This window comes from Rubrobacter calidifluminis (assembly GCF_028617075.1).
Lineage (GTDB): Bacteria > Actinomycetota > Rubrobacteria > Rubrobacterales > Rubrobacteraceae > Rubrobacter_E > Rubrobacter_E calidifluminis.
This window is the reverse complement of the sequence record NZ_JAQKGV010000007.1, coordinates 115,300-132,131: the sequence shown is the minus strand read 5'-3', so window position 1 is coordinate 132,131 and position 16,832 is coordinate 115,300. Positions and strand designations below refer to the sequence as shown.

16 protein-coding genes are annotated in these 16,832 nt (G+C 68.0%); 9 read left to right on the top strand and 7 right to left on the bottom strand.

Annotated features, from left to right (window positions below; genetic code table 11):
- Positions 1 to 89: 89 nt before the first annotated feature.
- Positions 90 to 2,618, top strand: coding sequence for an AAA family ATPase (locus PJB24_RS07680; RefSeq protein WP_475852782.1), 2,529 nt, complete (start codon positions 90 to 92; stop codon positions 2,616 to 2,618).
- 67 nt (positions 2,619 to 2,685) lie between these two features.
- On the opposite strand, the gene PJB24_RS07675 is transcribed toward PJB24_RS07680, so the two are convergent.
- The gene (locus PJB24_RS07675) at positions 2,686 to 2,865 is read right to left on the bottom strand and encodes a hypothetical protein (RefSeq protein ID WP_273844454.1); all 180 of its coding nucleotides are present in this window, start codon (positions 2,863 to 2,865) and stop codon (positions 2,686 to 2,688) included.
- A 131-nt stretch (positions 2,866 to 2,996) separates the two neighbouring features.
- Here PJB24_RS07675 and PJB24_RS07670 point away from each other — a divergent pair, with 131 nt between their 5' ends.
- Positions 2,997 to 3,956 (top strand): helix-turn-helix transcriptional regulator, encoded by a 960-nt coding sequence (locus PJB24_RS07670; RefSeq protein ID WP_273844451.1) that lies wholly within the window; start codon positions 2,997 to 2,999, stop codon positions 3,954 to 3,956.
- 46 nt (positions 3,957 to 4,002) lie between these two features.
- Here PJB24_RS07670 and PJB24_RS07665 read toward each other — a convergent pair whose 3' ends face one another.
- Positions 4,003 to 4,368 carry a VOC family protein gene (locus tag PJB24_RS07665; RefSeq protein ID WP_273844449.1) on the bottom strand — a complete coding sequence of 122 codons (366 nt, stop codon included), beginning with the start codon at positions 4,366 to 4,368 and terminating at the stop codon, positions 4,003 to 4,005.
- 69 nt (positions 4,369 to 4,437) lie between these two features.
- Positions 4,438 to 5,196: a helix-turn-helix domain-containing protein gene (locus PJB24_RS07660; RefSeq protein ID WP_273844446.1), complete on the bottom strand. Its 759-nt coding sequence runs from the start codon at positions 5,194 to 5,196 to the stop codon at positions 4,438 to 4,440.
- A gap of 70 nt (positions 5,197 to 5,266) precedes the next feature.
- Between PJB24_RS07660 and PJB24_RS07655 the strand changes: the two genes are divergently transcribed.
- The 3 genes from PJB24_RS07655 (at position 5,267) to PJB24_RS07645 (ending at position 7,950) form a co-directional block, all read left to right on the top strand.
- Positions 5,267 to 6,253, top strand: a complete 987-nt coding sequence (locus tag PJB24_RS07655; protein WP_273844444.1) for a zinc-dependent alcohol dehydrogenase family protein — start codon at positions 5,267 to 5,269, stop codon at positions 6,251 to 6,253.
- A 70-nt stretch (positions 6,254 to 6,323) separates the two neighbouring features.
- A complete protein-coding gene (locus PJB24_RS07650; protein ID WP_273844441.1) occupies positions 6,324 to 7,310 on the top strand; it encodes an aldo/keto reductase in 987 nt (328 codons plus the stop codon).
- A gap of 61 nt (positions 7,311 to 7,371) precedes the next feature.
- Positions 7,372 to 7,950, top strand: a complete 579-nt coding sequence (locus PJB24_RS07645; protein ID WP_273844438.1) for a peroxidase-related enzyme — start codon at positions 7,372 to 7,374, stop codon at positions 7,948 to 7,950.
- Between the two features lie 45 nt (positions 7,951 to 7,995).
- Here PJB24_RS07645 and PJB24_RS07640 read toward each other — a convergent pair whose 3' ends face one another.
- Positions 7,996 to 8,811 carry a dienelactone hydrolase family protein gene (locus tag PJB24_RS07640; RefSeq protein WP_273844435.1) on the bottom strand — a complete coding sequence of 272 codons (816 nt, stop codon included), beginning with the start codon at positions 8,809 to 8,811 and terminating at the stop codon, positions 7,996 to 7,998.
- A 112-nt stretch (positions 8,812 to 8,923) separates the two neighbouring features.
- On the opposite strand from PJB24_RS07640, the gene PJB24_RS07635 reads away from it, so the two are divergent.
- From PJB24_RS07635 to PJB24_RS07620, 4 genes are all read left to right on the top strand, one after another.
- Entirely contained in the window at positions 8,924 to 10,465 is a 1,542-nt protein-coding gene (locus tag PJB24_RS07635; RefSeq protein WP_273844432.1) for an MDR family MFS transporter, read from the top strand.
- A 389-nt stretch (positions 10,466 to 10,854) separates the two neighbouring features.
- The gene (locus tag PJB24_RS07630; protein WP_273844429.1) at positions 10,855 to 11,070 is read left to right on the top strand and encodes a hypothetical protein; all 216 of its coding nucleotides are present in this window, start codon (positions 10,855 to 10,857) and stop codon (positions 11,068 to 11,070) included.
- Complete coding sequence (locus tag PJB24_RS07625) at positions 11,067 to 11,840, top strand: ABC transporter ATP-binding protein (RefSeq protein WP_273844426.1); 774 nt, start codon at positions 11,067 to 11,069, stop codon at positions 11,838 to 11,840. The genes PJB24_RS07630 and PJB24_RS07625 overlap by 4 nt, the downstream gene beginning before the upstream one ends.
- Positions 11,841 to 11,857: 17 nt before the next feature.
- A complete protein-coding gene (locus PJB24_RS07620; RefSeq protein WP_273844422.1) occupies positions 11,858 to 12,703 on the top strand; it encodes an ABC transporter permease in 846 nt (281 codons plus the stop codon).
- Here the strand turns inward: PJB24_RS07620 and PJB24_RS07615 are convergent.
- From PJB24_RS07615 to PJB24_RS07605, 3 genes are all read right to left on the bottom strand, one after another.
- Positions 12,700 to 15,033 carry a penicillin acylase family protein gene (locus PJB24_RS07615; protein WP_273844420.1) on the bottom strand — a complete coding sequence of 778 codons (2,334 nt, stop codon included), beginning with the start codon at positions 15,031 to 15,033 and terminating at the stop codon, positions 12,700 to 12,702. The genes PJB24_RS07620 and PJB24_RS07615 overlap by 4 nt on opposite strands.
- Before the next feature lie 74 nt (positions 15,034 to 15,107).
- Positions 15,108 to 15,830: an ABC transporter permease gene (locus tag PJB24_RS07610; RefSeq protein WP_273844418.1), complete on the bottom strand. Its 723-nt coding sequence runs from the start codon at positions 15,828 to 15,830 to the stop codon at positions 15,108 to 15,110.
- A complete protein-coding gene (locus PJB24_RS07605) occupies positions 15,808 to 16,761 on the bottom strand; it encodes an ABC transporter ATP-binding protein (RefSeq protein WP_273844417.1) in 954 nt (317 codons plus the stop codon). Before PJB24_RS07605 ends, PJB24_RS07610 begins: the two co-directional genes overlap by 23 nt.
- Positions 16,762 to 16,832: the final 71 nt, after the last annotated feature.

The window sequence follows — 16,832 nt, the reverse complement described above, 5'->3', positions numbered from 1 at the left end:
ACCGCCGCACGACGACCTACCTGTGCAATCAGTGTGCCAGGCAGCTCGGGATGTTCGGTGGGTCGGGCGGCGGGTTCGGACCGTTTGAGATGTTGCAGAATTTGATCCAGCAGCACAGTCAATCGGCGGGACTTTTCGAGGCGCTCTCGCAGGAGGCGCAGGAGGCCGTCATGCGCGCCCGGGAGGTCGCCGCGGGGACGACCGAGACCGACGCGATCGGAACCGATCATCTGCTCGCCGGGGTGGTCTCGGGGGAGAACGTCGCTACCGAGGCGCTCCGGCGAGCCGGGGCGGATGTCGAGGGGATGAGGCGGCGCTTCGAGGAGCAGCGGGGTGACCCCGGGAACCGGGTGTACACCTTCACGCCGAGCGCCAAGCGGGCGCTGCAGCTCTCGTTCACCGCGGCGAGGCAGATGGGCGCGAGCCAGGTGGGTGCCGAGCACCTGCTGCTCGGGCTTCTGGGCGAGGGGGACGGCAACGCGTACCGCATCCTCTCGCAGAACGGCGCCGGGGACGCCGAGGCGTTGCGGCGGGAGATCCTGCGTCTTTTGCAGCAGCGCGGTGGGCAGCAGATGGGCCCCGGCGTGGGTGCCGGCGCCGGGATGGGCGCCGGCGGCGCCGGCGGCGGGTTCCCCGGCGGTCCGCAGGGCCAGAGCCGGACGCCCACGCTCGACCAGGTCAGCCGCGACCTCACCCAGATGGCGCGTGATGGGGAGCTCGACCCGGTCATCGGGCGGGCGGGTGAGATCGCGCGGGTCATCCGCATCCTCAGCCGCCGCACCAAGAACAACCCGGTCCTGATCGGGGAGGCCGGCGTCGGGAAGACCGCGATCGCCGAGGGGCTCGCGCAGCGCATCGTCTCCGAGGACGTGCCCGAGTCGCTTAAAGGCAAGCGGGTCGTCGCGCTCGACGTCGGGAGCCTGGTCGCCGGGACCCGCTTCCGCGGCGACTTCGAGGAGCGGATGCAGCAGCTGCTGCGCGAGCTGCGCTCCGAGGAGAAGAACATAATCCTCTTCATCGACGAGCTGCACCAGATCGTCGGGGCCGGCGGCGCCGAGGGGGCGGTGAACGCCTCGAACATGCTCAAGCCCGCGCTCGCCCGCGGCGAGATACAGGTCGTCGGGGCGACCACGCTCGACGAGTACCGCAAGAACATAGAGAAGGACACCGCGCTCGAGCGCCGCTTCCAGCCGGTGATGGTCGGCGAGCCCAGCGTCGAGGAGACCATCGGCATCCTCTTCGGGCTCAGGGACCGCTACGAGGCGCACCACCGCGTGAGGATCTCCGACGAGGCGATCATCGGGGCGGCGCAGCTCGGCGACCGCTACATCACCGACCGCTTCCTGCCGGACAAGGCGATAGACCTGCTGGATGAGGCGGCGGCCGAGGTGCGGCTGCGCTCGACGGTCCCGCCGGTGGACGTGAAGAGGATAGAGGATGAGATCTCCTCGCTCGAGCGCCAGAAGGAGGACGCCGTCCGGGCCGAGGACTACGAGAAGGCCGCCGGGTTCAAGCAGCGCATCGAGCAGCTCAAGGCCGAGCTGCGCGAGCAGCAGCAGGGCTGGGCGACGAGCCGCGAGTCCAACGCCCCCGAGGTCACGAGGGAGGACATCGCCCGCATCCTCGAGGAGTGGACCGGCGTGCCCGCGACCAACATCGTCCAGGAGGAGCGCGAGCGGCTGCTGAACCTGGAGAACGTGCTGCACGAGCGGGTCATCGGCCAGGACAAGGCGGTGAAGGCCGTCGCCGAGGCGATAAGGCGCTCGCGCGCCGGGATCAAGGACCCCAAGCGGCCGGTGGGGAGCTTCATCTTCCTCGGGCCCACGGGCGTCGGCAAGACCGAGCTCGCCCGGGCGCTCGCCGAGTACCTCTTCGGCGAGGAGGACGCCATGATCCGCATCGACATGAGCGAGTTCCAGGAGAAGCACACCGTGAGCCGGCTCGTCGGGGCTCCGCCGGGGTACGTCGGCTACGAGGAGGCCGGCCAGCTCACCGAGGCCGTCCGGCGCCGCCCGTACAGCGTGGTCCTCTTCGACGAGATCGAGAAGGCCCACCCGGACGTGTTCAACACGCTGCTTCAGCTGCTGGACGACGGACGGCTGACCGACGCCCAGGGCCGAACGGTCTCCTTCGAGAACACGATCGTCATCATGACCTCGAACGTCGGCAGCCAGCACCTGGTCTCCGAACGTCAGTTCGGGTTCACGGCCCGCGAGGGCATCGACGCGCGGGAGATGGAGCGGCGTGCCCGCGACGCCCTCGAGCGCACCTTCCGGCCCGAGTTCCTGAACCGGATCGACGAGATCATCGTCTTCCAGCCGCTCACCAAGGAGGACGTGCTCAGGATCGTGGACATCATGCTCGGACGGCTCAACAGGAACCTCGAGAACCAGAAGGTCTCGGTCGAGGTCACCCCGGCGGCGAAGGAGTTCCTCGCCGAGCGCGGCTACGACCAGAAGTTCGGCGCCCGTCCGCTCGCCCGCACGATCCGGCGCTACATCGAGAACCCGCTCTCCAGCAGGATCATCGGCGGCGAGTTCTCCGCGGGCGATACCGTCCTCGTGGACCGCTCCGGCGAAGAGCTCTCCTTCACCACGAAGGTCCACGCCGCCTCCTGAGCCGGAGAGGCTGAAACCGGAAAAGAAGAATCCCCTCCCGATGGCGGGAGGGGATTCTTCTTTCTTCTCATCGCGGTGCCTCCAGGCGTTCCCACACGGCCCGCCAGGTCTCCCGCCGCTCCAGCAGGAGTGCGAGCCCGAAGAGCCACCGCGCCGCCCGCGCCCGCAGTCCCGGCCCCGCGACCATGCGCGCCAGCCTTCGCTCCTGTGCCTCCTCGAGAAGTTGCTCCTGCCGTTCTCTTGCCAACACTTCGCCGTACCATGCTCCGTACATGATCCTCCCGTTTTCGCCTGCCGGCTGAAGATACGTCCGAAACAGGTCAGTGGCGTTCCTGTTTCGGGTAGAATCTCCTGCGAGTTTCTGGAAGGGAGAAAGTCGTGTACGGTTACCGGCCGACCACCAGGCTGCTCTCGATGCTCGAGATCCTGCAATCCCGCGGGCGCATGGGGGGCCCGGAGCTCGCGAGGAGGCTCGAGGTCGGGGAGCGAACGGTGCGGCGCTACGCGGCGATGCTCCGGGAGATGGGCGTCCCGGTCGAAGCGGAGCGCGGACGCTACGGGGGCTACGTGCTCCAGCCCGGCTACCGGCTGCCGCCGATGATGTTCACCGATGAGGAGGCGCTGGGGCTCGTGCTGGGCCTCTTGGCGGCCCGCAGGCTCGGGCTCTCGGGAGCGGCGCCGGCCGCGGAGGGCGCCCTGGCCAAGCTGGAGCGGGTAATGCCCGGGGGGCTGCGGGAGAGGGTCGGTGCACTGCAGCGGGCCCTCTCGATCGCGATAGACAGACCCGCCGTATCTGCGAGGAGCGAGGCGCTCCTGACGCTCGCCGCCGCCGTAGGCGAGAGGAGGGTCTGGATGCGCTACCGCTCCGGTTCGTCGGGGACGACGGAGCGAAAGTTCGACCCTTACGGGGTCTTCTACCGGGAGGGATACTGGTACGCGGCGGGATACTGCCACCTGCGGCGGGGGCTGCGCCTGTTTCGGGTGGATAGGGTGCTGGAGGCGAGACCGCTCGAAGAGGGCTTCGAGACACCGACCGGGCTGGACTCACCGGAGGCGCTGCTACACGCGGTGGCCGCCGCGCCGGGGGAGGAGTGGTCGGTCGAGGTGCTGCTCGAGACGGAGCCGGGCGAAGCACGCAGGCAGCTTCCGCCGATAGGAATTTCGTTAGATCAGGTGGAGGAGGGTACGCTCCTGCGGTGCTCGACGCCCGATCTGGGCTGGATGGCGCGCGTGCTGGCCGCCCTCGACTGCCCATTCATCGTTCGCGCTCCGGAGGAGTTGAGATCCGCGCTGGAGGAGAGGGCCGCGGAGCTTGCCGCGCTCGCCCGGCGCAGGTAGAAAGGCGGGTCCCGGCATCGGGACCCGCCGGGGGAGGGGAATCCTTCTACCTGCCGCCGTAGAGCCCGAACTCGTTGCCGTCGGGGTCCCTGAACCGCGCCCACATCCCCCACGGCTGCCTGGTGGGCTCCTCGGAGAACTCCACCCCCTTATCGCGGAGTTTATTGCAGGTGGCATGGATGTCGTCGCACTCGAAGATCACGTTCGCCCAGCCTCCGGCGCGGCCTTCGGAGCCGACGGGCTCGAGGAAGATGCTGGTCTCGGCGCCCTCGGGGGCCACCGTGAGCCAGCGCGCACCCTCGCCCATCGGCTCGTCGGAGCGCTTCTCGAAGCCCAGAGCGTTCGTGTAGAAATCGAGCGCCCTCTCCTGGTCGCCCACGTGCACGCTCACCACATACGCCTTCGTGATCATCGTCTCTCCTTTCGTCCGGCCCGCCTTGTACTCAAGGAAGATAGCCGCCGCACGCCGCCTCGACCTCTCCTATCTTGCTCTCTCCAGCAGGCGCGCAGCGAGCGCGAGGAGCAGCGGAGGGTCTGTGGGCCGGGTCGGGCGCAGCGCGATGTCTGCGGGGCTGGCGGACGAACCTCTGCGCACCGCCACCGGAGCGTGCCCGACGCGCAGTTCGGGGCCAGGGAGCAGCATCTCCAGAGGAGATGTATGGAGCGGCAGCGCGGCGACCATCAGGTGGTAGAGCCCGTCGGGGGCCGGTGGGATATGGTGCTCGCCCGGTCCTCCGATCAACGTGCACGCCACGGGGCGGCCCTGCGGGATCGCGGCGGGGAAGAGCCCGGCGAAGGCGAGCGCCCCGGCGGGGAGCTCGCCGCCCACCCGGAAAGCCACGCCCCCCGGCGCGGGGGGGAGCGCGGGCACCCGGAGGCGCCCGGTCGCTCCCTCCAGCATCTCGGGGAGGCGGCGCATCTGCCCCGGAGAGACGCCGACCAGGCGCGAGAAACGCGTGGCGAAGGTTCCGGGGCTCTCGTAGCCGACCTCGTAGCAGACCTCCGCGACGTCCAGCTCCGTGGTCAGAAGCAGCCGCTTGGCCCGCTCCAGCCGCAGGGCGGCCATGAACGTGCCGGGCGGGACGCCGGTGACCTGCTTGAAGAGGCGCGAGAAGTGGAAGGGGCTGAGGTGTGCCATCCCGGCCATCTCCTCCAGCGAGAGCGGGCCGTCCTCCACCCGCCGCATCCGTGCGATCACCCGCTCCACCGCACGGGCGCCCTCTACACGAACCTCCTCCATCCAGGGATTGTACGGCTGGTTGCAGGCTCTTCCCAGAGGCGGTTCCGGAGGTACGTAGTAGACTAAAAACATGCGCGCGATGGTCCTGGAGAGGCAGCGCGAGCCGCTGCGGATGGAGGATATCGCCGTTCCCGAGCCGGGGGTGGGGCAGGTTCTGATCCGGGTCAGGGCGTGCGCGGTGTGCCGCACGGACCTGCACATCGTCGACGGTGAACTGATCGGGCCCAAGCTGCCGCTCATCCCCGGGCATCAGATCGTCGGGGAGGTCGTGGCGGCGGGGGAGGGGACCGGGCGCTTCTCCGAGGGGGATAGGGTAGGGGTGCCCTGGCTCGGGTGGACCGACGGGGAGTGCCGCTACTGCCGGAGGGGACAGGAGAACCTCTGCGAGGGTGCCCGCTTCACCGGCTACCAGATAGACGGCGGCTACGCCGAGTACGCCGTTGCCGACGAACGCTTCTGCTTCCCCATCCCCGAGGGTTATCCCGACCTGCAGGCCGCGCCGCTTCTGTGTGGCGGGCTCATCGGGTACCGCTCTCTCAGGATGACCGGGGACGCGGAGAGGCTCGGGCTCTACGGCTTCGGGAGCTCGGCGCACATGATCGCCCAGGCCGCCGTATACCAGGGCCGGCGGGTCTTCGCCTTCACCCGACCCGGGGACGAGGAGGCGCAGCGCTTCGCGCGCAGCCTGGGGGCCGGGTGGGCCGGAGGCTCGGACGAGCGGCCGCCGGAGGAGCTCGACGCCGCGATCATCTTCGCCCCCGTGGGGAGCCTCGTTCCGGCGGCGCTGCGTGCGGTGGCGAAGGGCGGGGTGGTGGTGTGCGCCGGGATCCACATGTCCGACATCCCCTCCTTCCCCTACGAGATACTCTGGGGAGAGCGCGTCCTGCGCTCGGTCGCCAACCTCACCCGCCGCGACGGCGAGGAGTTCCTGGAGCTGGCGCCGAAGGTCCCGATCCGCACCACCGTGGAGACCTTCCCGCTCGAGCGAACCAACGAGGCGCTCGATGTGCTCCGCGAAGGCAGGATCGAAGGCTCCGCGGTCGTCACCGTGGGCTGAGGTTTCGGGAGGAGCTTACCCCGGGAAAACATACCCTGGTTTTGCGGAGGCTTTTTCGAAGGAGGGTGATATGGAGAGACGCGCTCTGGGCAGCCAGGGGCTCGTCGTGTCGGAGATCGGGCTCGGATGCATGGGGATGAGCGAGTTCTACGGCACCCCGGACGAGGAGGAGTCGATCGCCACGATCCACCGGGCGCTCGACCTCGGCATAAACTTCCTGGACACCGCGGACATGTACGGGCCGTTCACCAACGAGCGGCTCGTCGGCCGGGCGATAAAGGACCGGCGTGAGGAGGTCGTCCTCGCGACCAAGTTCGGAAACGTGCGCGCCGAGGACGGGACCCGGCTCGGCATCAGCGGCAAGCCCGACTACGTGAGGAAGGCCTGCGACGCCTCGCTGAAGCGCCTCGGCGTCGACCACATAGACCTCTACTACCAGCACCGGGTCGACCCCGACACCCCCGTAGAGGAGACCTGGGGGGCGATGAAGGAGCTCGTCGAGGCCGGCAAGGTACGCTACCTCGGGATCTCCGAGGCCGCGCCGGAGACGATCCGCAAAGCGCACGCGGTGCACCCGGTCACCGCCCTTCAGACCGAGTACTCGCTCTGGAGCCGGGATCCGGAGGACGAGATCCTGCCCACCTGCCGCGAGCTCGGGATAGGATTCGTCGCCTACAGCCCGCTCGGGCGCGGCTTCCTGACCGGGCGGTTCCGCCGCTTCGAGGACCTTCCCGAAGGCGACTACCGGCGCAACTCCCCGCGCTTTCAGGGCGAGAACTTCAAGAAGAACCTCCAGCTCGTGGATAGGGTGAGGCAGATCGCCGACGAGAAGGGCGTCACCGCGAGCCAGCTCGCGCTGGCCTGGCTGTTGCACCAGGGGGAGGATATCGTGCCCATCCCCGGCACCAAGCGCCGCCGCTACCTGGAGGAGAACGCCGCGGCCGTCGAGATAGAGCTGACGGAGGAGGATCTGCGGCGCATCGACGAGGTCGCTCCGAAGGGCGCCGCGGCCGGGGAGCGCTACGACGAGGCCGGGATGCGCGCGGTGAACCGCTGAGGTTCAGGGAGGGTAAGATAGGGCCGCTGTCGCAGGAGAGGAGAAAGGCGGTGCTAGAGAGATGGCCCAGAAGACCGGCGTCCCGATAAGCTGGTTCCCGGTGCCCGACGAATCCGAGCTGCCGGAGAACCTGCAGGGGCTCTTCCGCAAGGCGAAGGAGAACCTGGGGTTCGTACCCAACGTCTTCCGGGCGTACAGCTTCCGGCCCGAGCGTCTCTCGGCTTGGTTCAACCACTACAAACAACTCCACGTCCCCACGGACAACCTGAGCGAGGCCGAGCGTGAGATGATCGCGGTCGCCGTCTCGATGGAGAACGGCTGCCTCTACTGCCTGGTGGCGCATGGTGCCGAACTGCGGCGGGCGCTCGGAGATCCGGTCGCGGCCGACAGGATCACGCTCGACTACCGCCGGGCCGGGCTCGACGAGCGCACCCGGGCGATCCTCGACTACGCGGTCAAGGTAACGAAGGAGCCGCTCGAGTGCACCCCGGAAGACATCGAGCGTCTGCAGGGCTACGGGCTCACGCTGGAGGAGGTGTGGGACGTGGCCGAGATCGCCGCGATGTACAACTTCACCAACCGGATGTCGCTCGCCTGCGGCATGATTCCGAACGAGGAGTACCACGCCCTCTTTCGCTGAAGGCGGTGCGGGGATCGAGAGCCCGACGAGGAGCGATCCCTCGGGTTAGCGGCCCAGCGTCTCCCCGAAGAACTCGAGCGTGCGCCGCCAGGCGTCCCCGGCGGACTCCTTCCGGTAGTTGGGGCGGGTGTCGTTGAAGAAGGCGTGCGGGGCGCCGGGGTAGACGTGGTAGCGGAAGTCCTTGCCCGCCTCCCTCATGGCCCTCTCCAGCTCCGGGACGGCCCCGGTGATGCCTTTGTCTTCCTCCCCGTAGATGCCGAGCACCGGGGCGTTTATCTCCGGCACCCGATCGAGCGGCGGGTTCTGCCCGTAGAAGATGACCGCCGCCGCGAGCTCCGGGCACACCACGGCGAGATCGGCCGAGATGCCCCCGCCCATGCAGAACCCCACGCTCCCGATGCGCCCGGGGTCCACCTCGGGCCTCTTCTGCAGGTAGTGCACCGCGCCGACGAGATCCCGGGCGAAAGCCATCCGCTGCTCGGGGGTGAGCAGGCGCCGCAGGATCATGACCGCATCCTTCTCCTCCTGCGGCTTCTCCGAGAGCGCGCTCTCGAGCTTGTCCGGGTCGCGCTGGACCTCCTGAGAAGCCCCCCGCAGGAAGCCCATCGCCCGCGCGACGCGCTCCGGGGTGAGCTTCTCGTTCCACTCCCCGGTGTAGAGATCAGGAGCGAGCGCCACGTACCCTTCGGCGGCGAAACGCCGCGCCACGTCCCTGATGTGCTCCTCCAGGCCCCAGATCTCCTGGATCACGACGACCGCGGGCAACCCGCCTCCCGCACCCTCCGGGACCGCGAGGTACGCCTCGAGATCCCTGCCGTCACCCCTGAAGGAAACCTGCGACTCCTCGATGCCGTAAGCCAAGCTTTCCACCTCCCGTGAAGCTCCGTGAAGATTTTATCCCCGGAACCCGTACGCGCACGTATACGAACAGTAATATTTGTGGACGTAAGTGCATCGGCGTACGAGGAGCGGATTGGATACGGGATCACGGACGCAAAGGGAGGCTGCCGGCGGGTACCTGCACAGGGGACGGGTGCTCTTCGGGCTCGTGCTTGCGATGGGGCTCGCGGCGATGGATGCGACGATAGTCTCGACGGCCGTGCCCTCGATCGTGCGCGACCTCGGCGGTTTCTCGCTCTTCACCTGGGTCTTCTCGATCTACCTGCTCGTGCAGGCGGTGATGGTGCCGATCTACGGCAAGCTCTCCGACCTCTACGGTCGCAAGCCGGTGCTCTTCTTCGGGACCGGGGTGTTCCTGCTCGGGTCGGTGTTGTGCGGTCTCTCCTTCAGCATGATCTCGCTCATCGCCTTCCGGGCGGTGCAGGGGGTGGGAGCCGGGGCGATACAGCCGACGGTCACCACGCTCGCCGGCGACATGTACGACGTGCGTGAGCGGGCCCGCATCCAGGGCGCGCTCTCCAGCGTGTGGGGCATCTCTGCGGTCGTGGGCCCGGCGCTCGGCGGGCTGCTCTCCGAGTATGCCTCGTGGCGTTGGATCTTCTACATAAACCTCCCCGTGGGCGCGCTGGCGCTGCTCGTCGTCGGGATTTATCTGAAGGAGAGCGTCGAGAAGACGCATCATGAGCTCGACTACCAGGGAGCGGCGCTACTCGCGCTCGGGGTGGGGCTCGTCATCTTCGGGTTGCTCGAGGGCGGGGTCGGCTGGCCCTGGCTCTCGCCACAGATCGTCGGGGTGTTCGTCCTCGCCATCCTGCTCCTGGCGGCCTTCGTCCGGCGTGAGCACCGCGCCGCCGAGCCCACGCTCCCGCCCTGGGTCTTCGGGCGCCGACTCCTCGTCGGGGCGAACCTCTCGGCGGCGGTGCTCGGGCTGCTCACGATCGGGCTGACCACCTTCCTCCCGACCTACGCCCAGGGAGTGCTCGGTGCGGGAGCCGTCGCCGCCGGCTTCTCCCTCGCGGTGATGTCGATCGGCTGGCCGCTGGCCTCCACCTTCTCCGGACGCCTCTACCTCAGGATAGGCTTCCGCGACACCGCGCTCATCGGCTCCCTCTTCTGCCTGGCCTCCGGCGTCGTCTTCAGCCTCCTCCCGCAATCCTCCCCCCTGTGGCTCGCCACCGCCGGAAGCTTCATCATGGGGCTCGGGCTCGGCCTCCTCTCCACCCCCATCGTCGTCGGTCTGCAGCAGGTCGTCGGCTGGGAGCGGCGCGGGACGGTCACCGGCGCCAACATGTTCACCCGTCAGCTCGGTCAGGCCGTCGGCGCCGCGCTCTTCGGCACCATCGCCAACTCCGCCCTGCTCGGCTGGCTCTCCCGTGCTCCTTCGGACATCTCGGGGCGCGTCCCCCATACCGTCGACGCCGCGAGTCGCCTGCTCGGCGGGAACGGAGCCCACACCCTGGACAGTCAGGCCGCCTCCTACGTACGCCACGGCCTCTACCTCGCCGCCCACCACGTCTTCCTCGCGCTCGCCGCCTTCGCCCTCCTCGGTATAGTAGTGCTGCTCGCCACCCCCCGCCGCTTCGAGCCCCTCCACTTCGAGAAACGAGGTCCTTAACTCAACTTTTGTTAACTTTTTTGAAGCGGGGTTGAAGAAATTTTGCGTAACTCACTTGACGAGCGTCTGGCGGGATGGTAGGCTGGCCGTCGTTGAGAGACGACCCGAGGACAGAAAGGGGTGAGAGGTGCTGATCCGTCTTATGAACAGCGCGGCGGCGGTCATCGCGGTGACCGACGGCCTGCTTGCGGAGAGGTGCGCCCTGATGTCCTCTCACCCTCGTTGATGCGCTGAACCAGCGGCATCTTTTGCCAGAGGGCCTCCGGACATCAGGACCGGGGGCCCGAAATCTTGTGCGTCCGCACCCGGATCTTTCGTAGCCTCCGGTCCTTTGGGAGAGAGGGCAGGGCATTCTGAGGACGGCTTGGGAGTGGGAAGGAGTCTGGGTCGTGTCGTACTACGGAGATCATCAGGTGGCGAAGCAACGGGAGAGGGAGAGGTTGAGAGAGGCGGAGGAGAGGAGGCTTGCGCGGCTTGCGGCCTGCGGACGGCCGACGCTGCGGGCGCGGGTGGCGCGGCGGCTGTTCGTGGCGGCGGTCGCGCTCGAGCGTGAAGAGACCTGGCGCATCGTGTGGGAGCGCCTCGAGGCGAGGGGGCGGCTTTGAGAGAAGGGACTGCCCTTGTGCTGCGGGGGGTGCGCAAGGGTTTCAGGAGGCGGCGGAGGGAGACGGTGCGGGCGCTGGACGGCGTCACGTTCGAGGTGGGCCGGGGTGAGGTCGTCGGCATCCTCGGTCCCAACGGGAGCGGCAAGAGCACGCTGGTGCGCGTCGTCTCCACCCTCGTCGTACCGGATGAGGGGGAGGTCGAAGTCTTCGGGATCGACGCCGTGAAGCACCCCAAGCGGGTGCAGCGCTACATGAACCGGGTCAGCGTGGAGGCCAGCTTCTTCAAGAAGCTCTCGGCGATGGAGAATCTGCTCTACGGGGCGAAGCTCTACGGGGTCGGGGGCGGGGAGGCCCGCCCGGGGATACGCCGGATCCTCGAGGAGATCGGCTTCGATTTCGGGCGTGCCTCCGAGCCGATGGAGAACCTCTCGCGCGGGATGCAGCAGAAGATAGCCCTGGCACGGGCGCTGCTCACGAGCCCGGTTTTGATGTTGCTCGACGAGCCGACTACCGGGCTCGACCCGGCGAGCAAGCGCGACGTGCAGGCGCTCATCCGGCGCATGAGGGAGGAGCGGGACGCTTCGATCCTGCTCTGCACCCACGACATGGACGAGGCCGAAGGGCTCTGCGACCGCGTCGGGATCATGGCCGGCGGGCGCATCCTGGCGCTCGAGGAACCCGGCGCGCTCAAGCGGCGCTACCGGGCGCGCACCCTCGAGGAGGCCTTCATGGCCGCCACCGGATACGGCGTCGAGCAGGCCTCGGCCTGAAGAAGAGGAGGTGTGCCTTGCGGCAGGGCGGGATAAAGCCGCGGTGGGCGATAGAGCTCGTTGCCACCTGGGGGTACGTGCAGAGGAACTACTACCTCACCCGGCGCTACTTCATGTGGGAGCTGGTCTGGCTCACCTACACCGCGGTGAACGTCATCTCCATAACGTTCATCGGCAAAGGTGCCGGTGTCCTCTCCGGCGGGGGCGGGATCGACGTGGCGCGCTTCACGACGTATCTGCTCATCGGGGCGCTCATCTGGAGCTACCTCTCGATGATCTTCGACGTGCTCTCCGAGACGGTGAGCTGGGAGCGGTGGGAGGGGACGATCGAGTACACCTTCATGAGCCCGGCGAGCCGGGTGACCCACCTCCTCGGGATGGGGATCTACGCGGTGGTCTACGGGATACTGCGCACCACGCTCATCCTCGCCGCGGTCTCGCTCCTCTTCGAGCTCGACCTCTCGCACGCCGATTACCTGGGAGCCCTCGTCGTGCTCGGCGCGTGCAGCGTCTCGCTCGTGGGATTCGGGGTAATCGCGGCGGTGATGCCGCTCCTCTCCCCGGAGAAGGGGCAGCAGGTCACCTACATAATCTCCGCCCTGATCCTGCTGGTCTCCGGCGTCTACTACCCGATCGGCGTGCTGCCGGGCTGGATGCAGGAGATCGCACACCTCTCCCCGGTCTACTACGGGCTGGAGGGGGTGAGGAAGGCGCTTCTGGACGGGGCCGGTCTCGGCGCGCTGTGGGGCTTCGTCTGGCCGCTTCTGGTGATGGGCGCCGTCTTCGTCCCGCTCGGGCTTCTGGTCTTCCACCTCGGCGAGCTCTACGCGAGGAAGAGCGGGAAGCTCAAGCGCAGCGGTTAGGGCTCGAGCAGGAGCCTCTCCCCCGAACCCTTCCTCCCGCCCCGCATCGGCAGGTAGCGTCCGTCCTGCCAGAGCGGCAGCAGGTCGTCGTAGTGGGAAGAGAGGAGGTTCCCCGACTCGCCCATCGGCATGACGAAGCGCGAGTCTCCAAGGTCGGCGAGGCTGACGACCTGGCGGTAGCTCGGCCCGGCGGTCATCTCGAAGCTCGAGGGGTCGTAGGAGCCGACGTTCACCGTCGACTCGTCCCCCCCGTGTGACAGGGTCCGGTCGGCGAAGCGGGCGAGCGGGCTCTTGGAGAGCACCGGGTGGTCTATCACGGTCTTGTGGATGTCTCCCCACCGGGGCACATTCCCACCGAAACCCTCGAGCGTGCGGTCGAAGGCCCGGGCGGCGTACGCGAGGCACTCCTTCCGGGTGCCGCAGGCCCTGTCCCCGTGCTCGAGGGCGTTCAGGATGTAACGCGGGTGGTCCCAGTGCTCCTCCCCGACCTCCTTCGCCGGGAGTCGGGTGAGCCGGGCGTACCAGCCCTCGAAGAGCGCCGCCTCGCGCGAGGATGGTGATACCTTCCCGTCCCACCGGAGGAGCCGCTTCCGCCAGGTCTCGCCGTCCCCGGTGAGGGGGTGCATGTCCTCTATGACCGGCCGGAAGCTCTCGAAGAGGAGCGACTTCTGGTCGAGCTGTATCCGCTCCATATCCTTCCGGGAGAGCTTTCTGCCGGAGTTCGTTACCTCTTCGATCATCTGCCGGATGCGCTCCGCCCGGTAGGGGTCGGCCCACTCGAGCGAGAGCGTGTAAGGGTAGTCCTTCGGGGTTACCCTGTTGTTCGCGGTGACGACGAAGCCCTCCCTGGGGTTGAACGTCCGGGGCCAGTCGCGGTAGGGGACCCAACCCCGCCAGTCCCAACTCCCGTTGCCGGGCATCGGGTAGAGCCCGGTGTCCCCTTTCTTCCGGATCGGGAATTTGCCCGGCGCCACATAGCCTGTGTTGCCCTCCTTGTCGGCGTAGACGAAGTTCTGGCTCGGGGCGACGTAGCTGCGGAGCGCCGCGTTGAACTGGCGCCAGTTATCCGCCTTCTCTACCCCGAGGAAGGCCCCGATCGTGCCGTCCTTCGGGGCGAGGCTCGTCCAGCGCAGCGAGAGGCTCCTGCCGCCGGAGACCTTCTCCACGTCGGAGATCACGGGCCCGTAGACGCTCTCGCGTACGCTCAGGTGCACGGGCTTTGCGCCCTTGACCTCTATCGTCTCGTGGTGCACCCGGTAGGGACGCACCTTCCCCCGGTAGATGTAGGCCCTGCCGCCGTCCACGTCGTGCATCACGTAGAGATCCTCCACGTCCGCCCCGACGTTGGTCACCCCCCAGGCGATGTGGCGGTTGTGACCGATCACGACGGCCGGAAGGCCGGGGAACGAGGCCCCGGTAGCGTCGATGCCGGGGGACTTCAGGTGCACCAGGTACCAGATCGAGGGGGCCTGCAGCCCGAGGTGGGGGTCGTTGGCGAGGAAGGGCTTCCCGGTCGTGGTGTACCGGCCGGAGACGACCCAGTCGTTTGAGGCCGCGAGCGCCTCAGGGAATGAGCGGCCTGCTCGCAGTACAGCCTCGGCCTGCTCCGCGTCGGCTCGCGAGACGTTCCCCTGGGAGACGTCCGCCCCGCTCAGGACCGTCGGGGCGTCCTTGGGGTATGGGGGGAGTAGCTGCGCGATGCGCCTCTTGCTCAGCCCTCGCGCGAGCAGCCGGTAGCGTTCGAGCTCCGAGTCCCAGTTCGCCGAGAGCTCGAAACTCTGCAGCTTGGCCCACACCAGAACATCGGCCGGCCGCCACGGTGTGGGCCTGTATCCGAGCAGCCGGAACTCGACCGGAAGCGGCGGGTCGGTCTTCAGGTAGGCGTTGATCCCGGCCACGTAGTCGTCCACCACCCGCTTCGAGGCCGGATCCAGGTTGCGGTAGGCCTCCCGGGCCGCCCGGTAGAAGCCCCAGGTCCTGACGAACTCATCCTGCTCCACCGTGGCCCTGCCGAGCACCTCCGAGAGCGTCCCGCGCCCGATCCTGCGCTGGAAGTCCATCTGCCACAACCGGTCCTGCGCGTGGACCACCCCGAGCGCGAAGAACAGGTCGTGGGCGTCTCTCGCCTCTATCGTAGGGATGCCGTGGGAGTCCCGGATCACCTCGACCGGGTGGTGCAGCCCCGCCACCCTGAGCGTCCCGCTCCCCTGCGGGAGCGTGCTCCTCTTCAGGTAGAGGTATCCTCCCACACCGGCCACGATGATAACCGCCACGACCACGGCCACGGCCAGCCCGAGCCAGCGCAGAATGCGCCTTCCCCTCCCCGCCAAAGACCCCTCCTCTTCCGGATACTCAGCGGGTGATAATCCCACCCGCCGTCATTCTAGCACCGGTGGTGTGGGCTCTAGGTGCGGGGAGAGAGGAGCTTCGGGCCGGTCAGGCAGACGGCGGCGGCCACGAGGGCGCAGATGATCGCCGGGTAGACGAAGATCTCCGCCGGGGTGAAGGTGCCCCTGAGGCCGAAGACCACCCCGAGGGCGTCGTTCATGTAGGAGAAGGGGATGAAATCTCGGATGGTCGCCAGGGCGCCGGTCGGGTGGCGGTTGCGGAAGAAGCCGGAGAGGTAGATCAGGGGGAAGAGTATCGCGGTCGCGTACAGCAGCACATCCGCCGGGGAGGTGGTGAAGTTGGCGATGAAGATCCCGATGCAGTTCGCCGCGAACAGCGTCAGGAAGACCGCGAAGGTCGTCGCCGCGAGCCATATGGCGGGGGCGGGATGCAGGATGTAGGTGATGATGAGCGCCGGCAACAGCTGCAGGAAGTCCAGCACGGCGTTCACCGCCAGGATCTCGAAGGTGATCCTGTACGGCGAGCGCGGGGTCATCGCCAGGCGCACCAGGATGCCGTCGTTTATATCCGTCGTCAGGCTCTCGCCCGCACCGAAGGTGCCGGCCATGAGCGCCACGATCCCCACCACCGCCGCCCCGTACTGTGGTGGGATGCCGCTCGCCGCCACCGGGACGATGAGGGCTATCGGGTAGAGGAACTTCAAGGCGAGCGCGAAGCGCCGGCTGAAGAAGAGGACGACGTCCTTCTTCCAGTAACTATCCGGCGGGTTGATCTTCATCCCTGAGAGCCTCCCCGGTGAGCTTCACGTACACGTCCTCCAGGTTCGGGCGCCGGACCGAGAGCGTCACGATGTCCCCACCCGCCCGCACGAGCGCCGCGACGACGTCGGCGACGATGCCGCTCCTCTCTTCGCAGTGGATCACGAGGTCTTTGCCCTCGGTGACGACCTGCCTGACCCCCTCGACTTCGAGTACCGGATCGTACTCGACCGGGACCCGCAGCCGCGCGACCACCCGCTGCAGCCCCTCGAGGGTCGAGATCAACTCGTCCGGTGTTCCGGTCGTGACGATCCTGCCCCGGTGCAGGAACGCCACCCGGTCGCACAGGGCCTCCACCTCGTCGACCTGGTTGCTCGCCAGCACGATGGCGGTCCCGGAGGAGGCGAGATCCCGGATCTTGCGCTGGTAGGCGAGCTGCGAGGTGTAGTCGAGCCCGACGGAGGGCTCGTCCAGCAGCAGGAGCTCCGGGTCGTGGGCTATCGCCTCGATCAGGGCGAGCTTCTTGCCCATCCCGTAGGAGAATGTCTTGGCCTTGTCGTCCCGGTACTCGGCCAGGTCGAAGTACTCGAAGAGCTCCGCGAGGGCCCGCCCGGCTTTCTTCTCGTCCATCCCGTAGAAGCTGGCGAAGAGGTAGGCGTTCGCCCACGCCGTGAGATCGCCGTAGTGGGTCGGGCGGTCCACCATGAGCCCGAGCTTCGCCCGGACCTTCCGCCTCTCTCTCACCCCGTCGAGCCCGCAGACCCTGAACGAGCCCTTGTCGGGGCTTATCCGGGTGGAGACGACGCCGAGCAGCGTGCTCTTGCCGCTCCCGTTGGGCCCCATGAGCCCGAAGACCTCACCCCGTTCGACCCGCAGGTTGGCGTCCTCGATACCGCGCCCGCTGCTTTTGTATACCTTCGTTACGTTCTCGACCTCGAGCGCCCGGGCCAAGGCTCACCTATCTCCTTCTTTGTGGGTCCGAGTTTCGTGCAGCGCCACATTTTAGCGCCCCTTGACGTCGA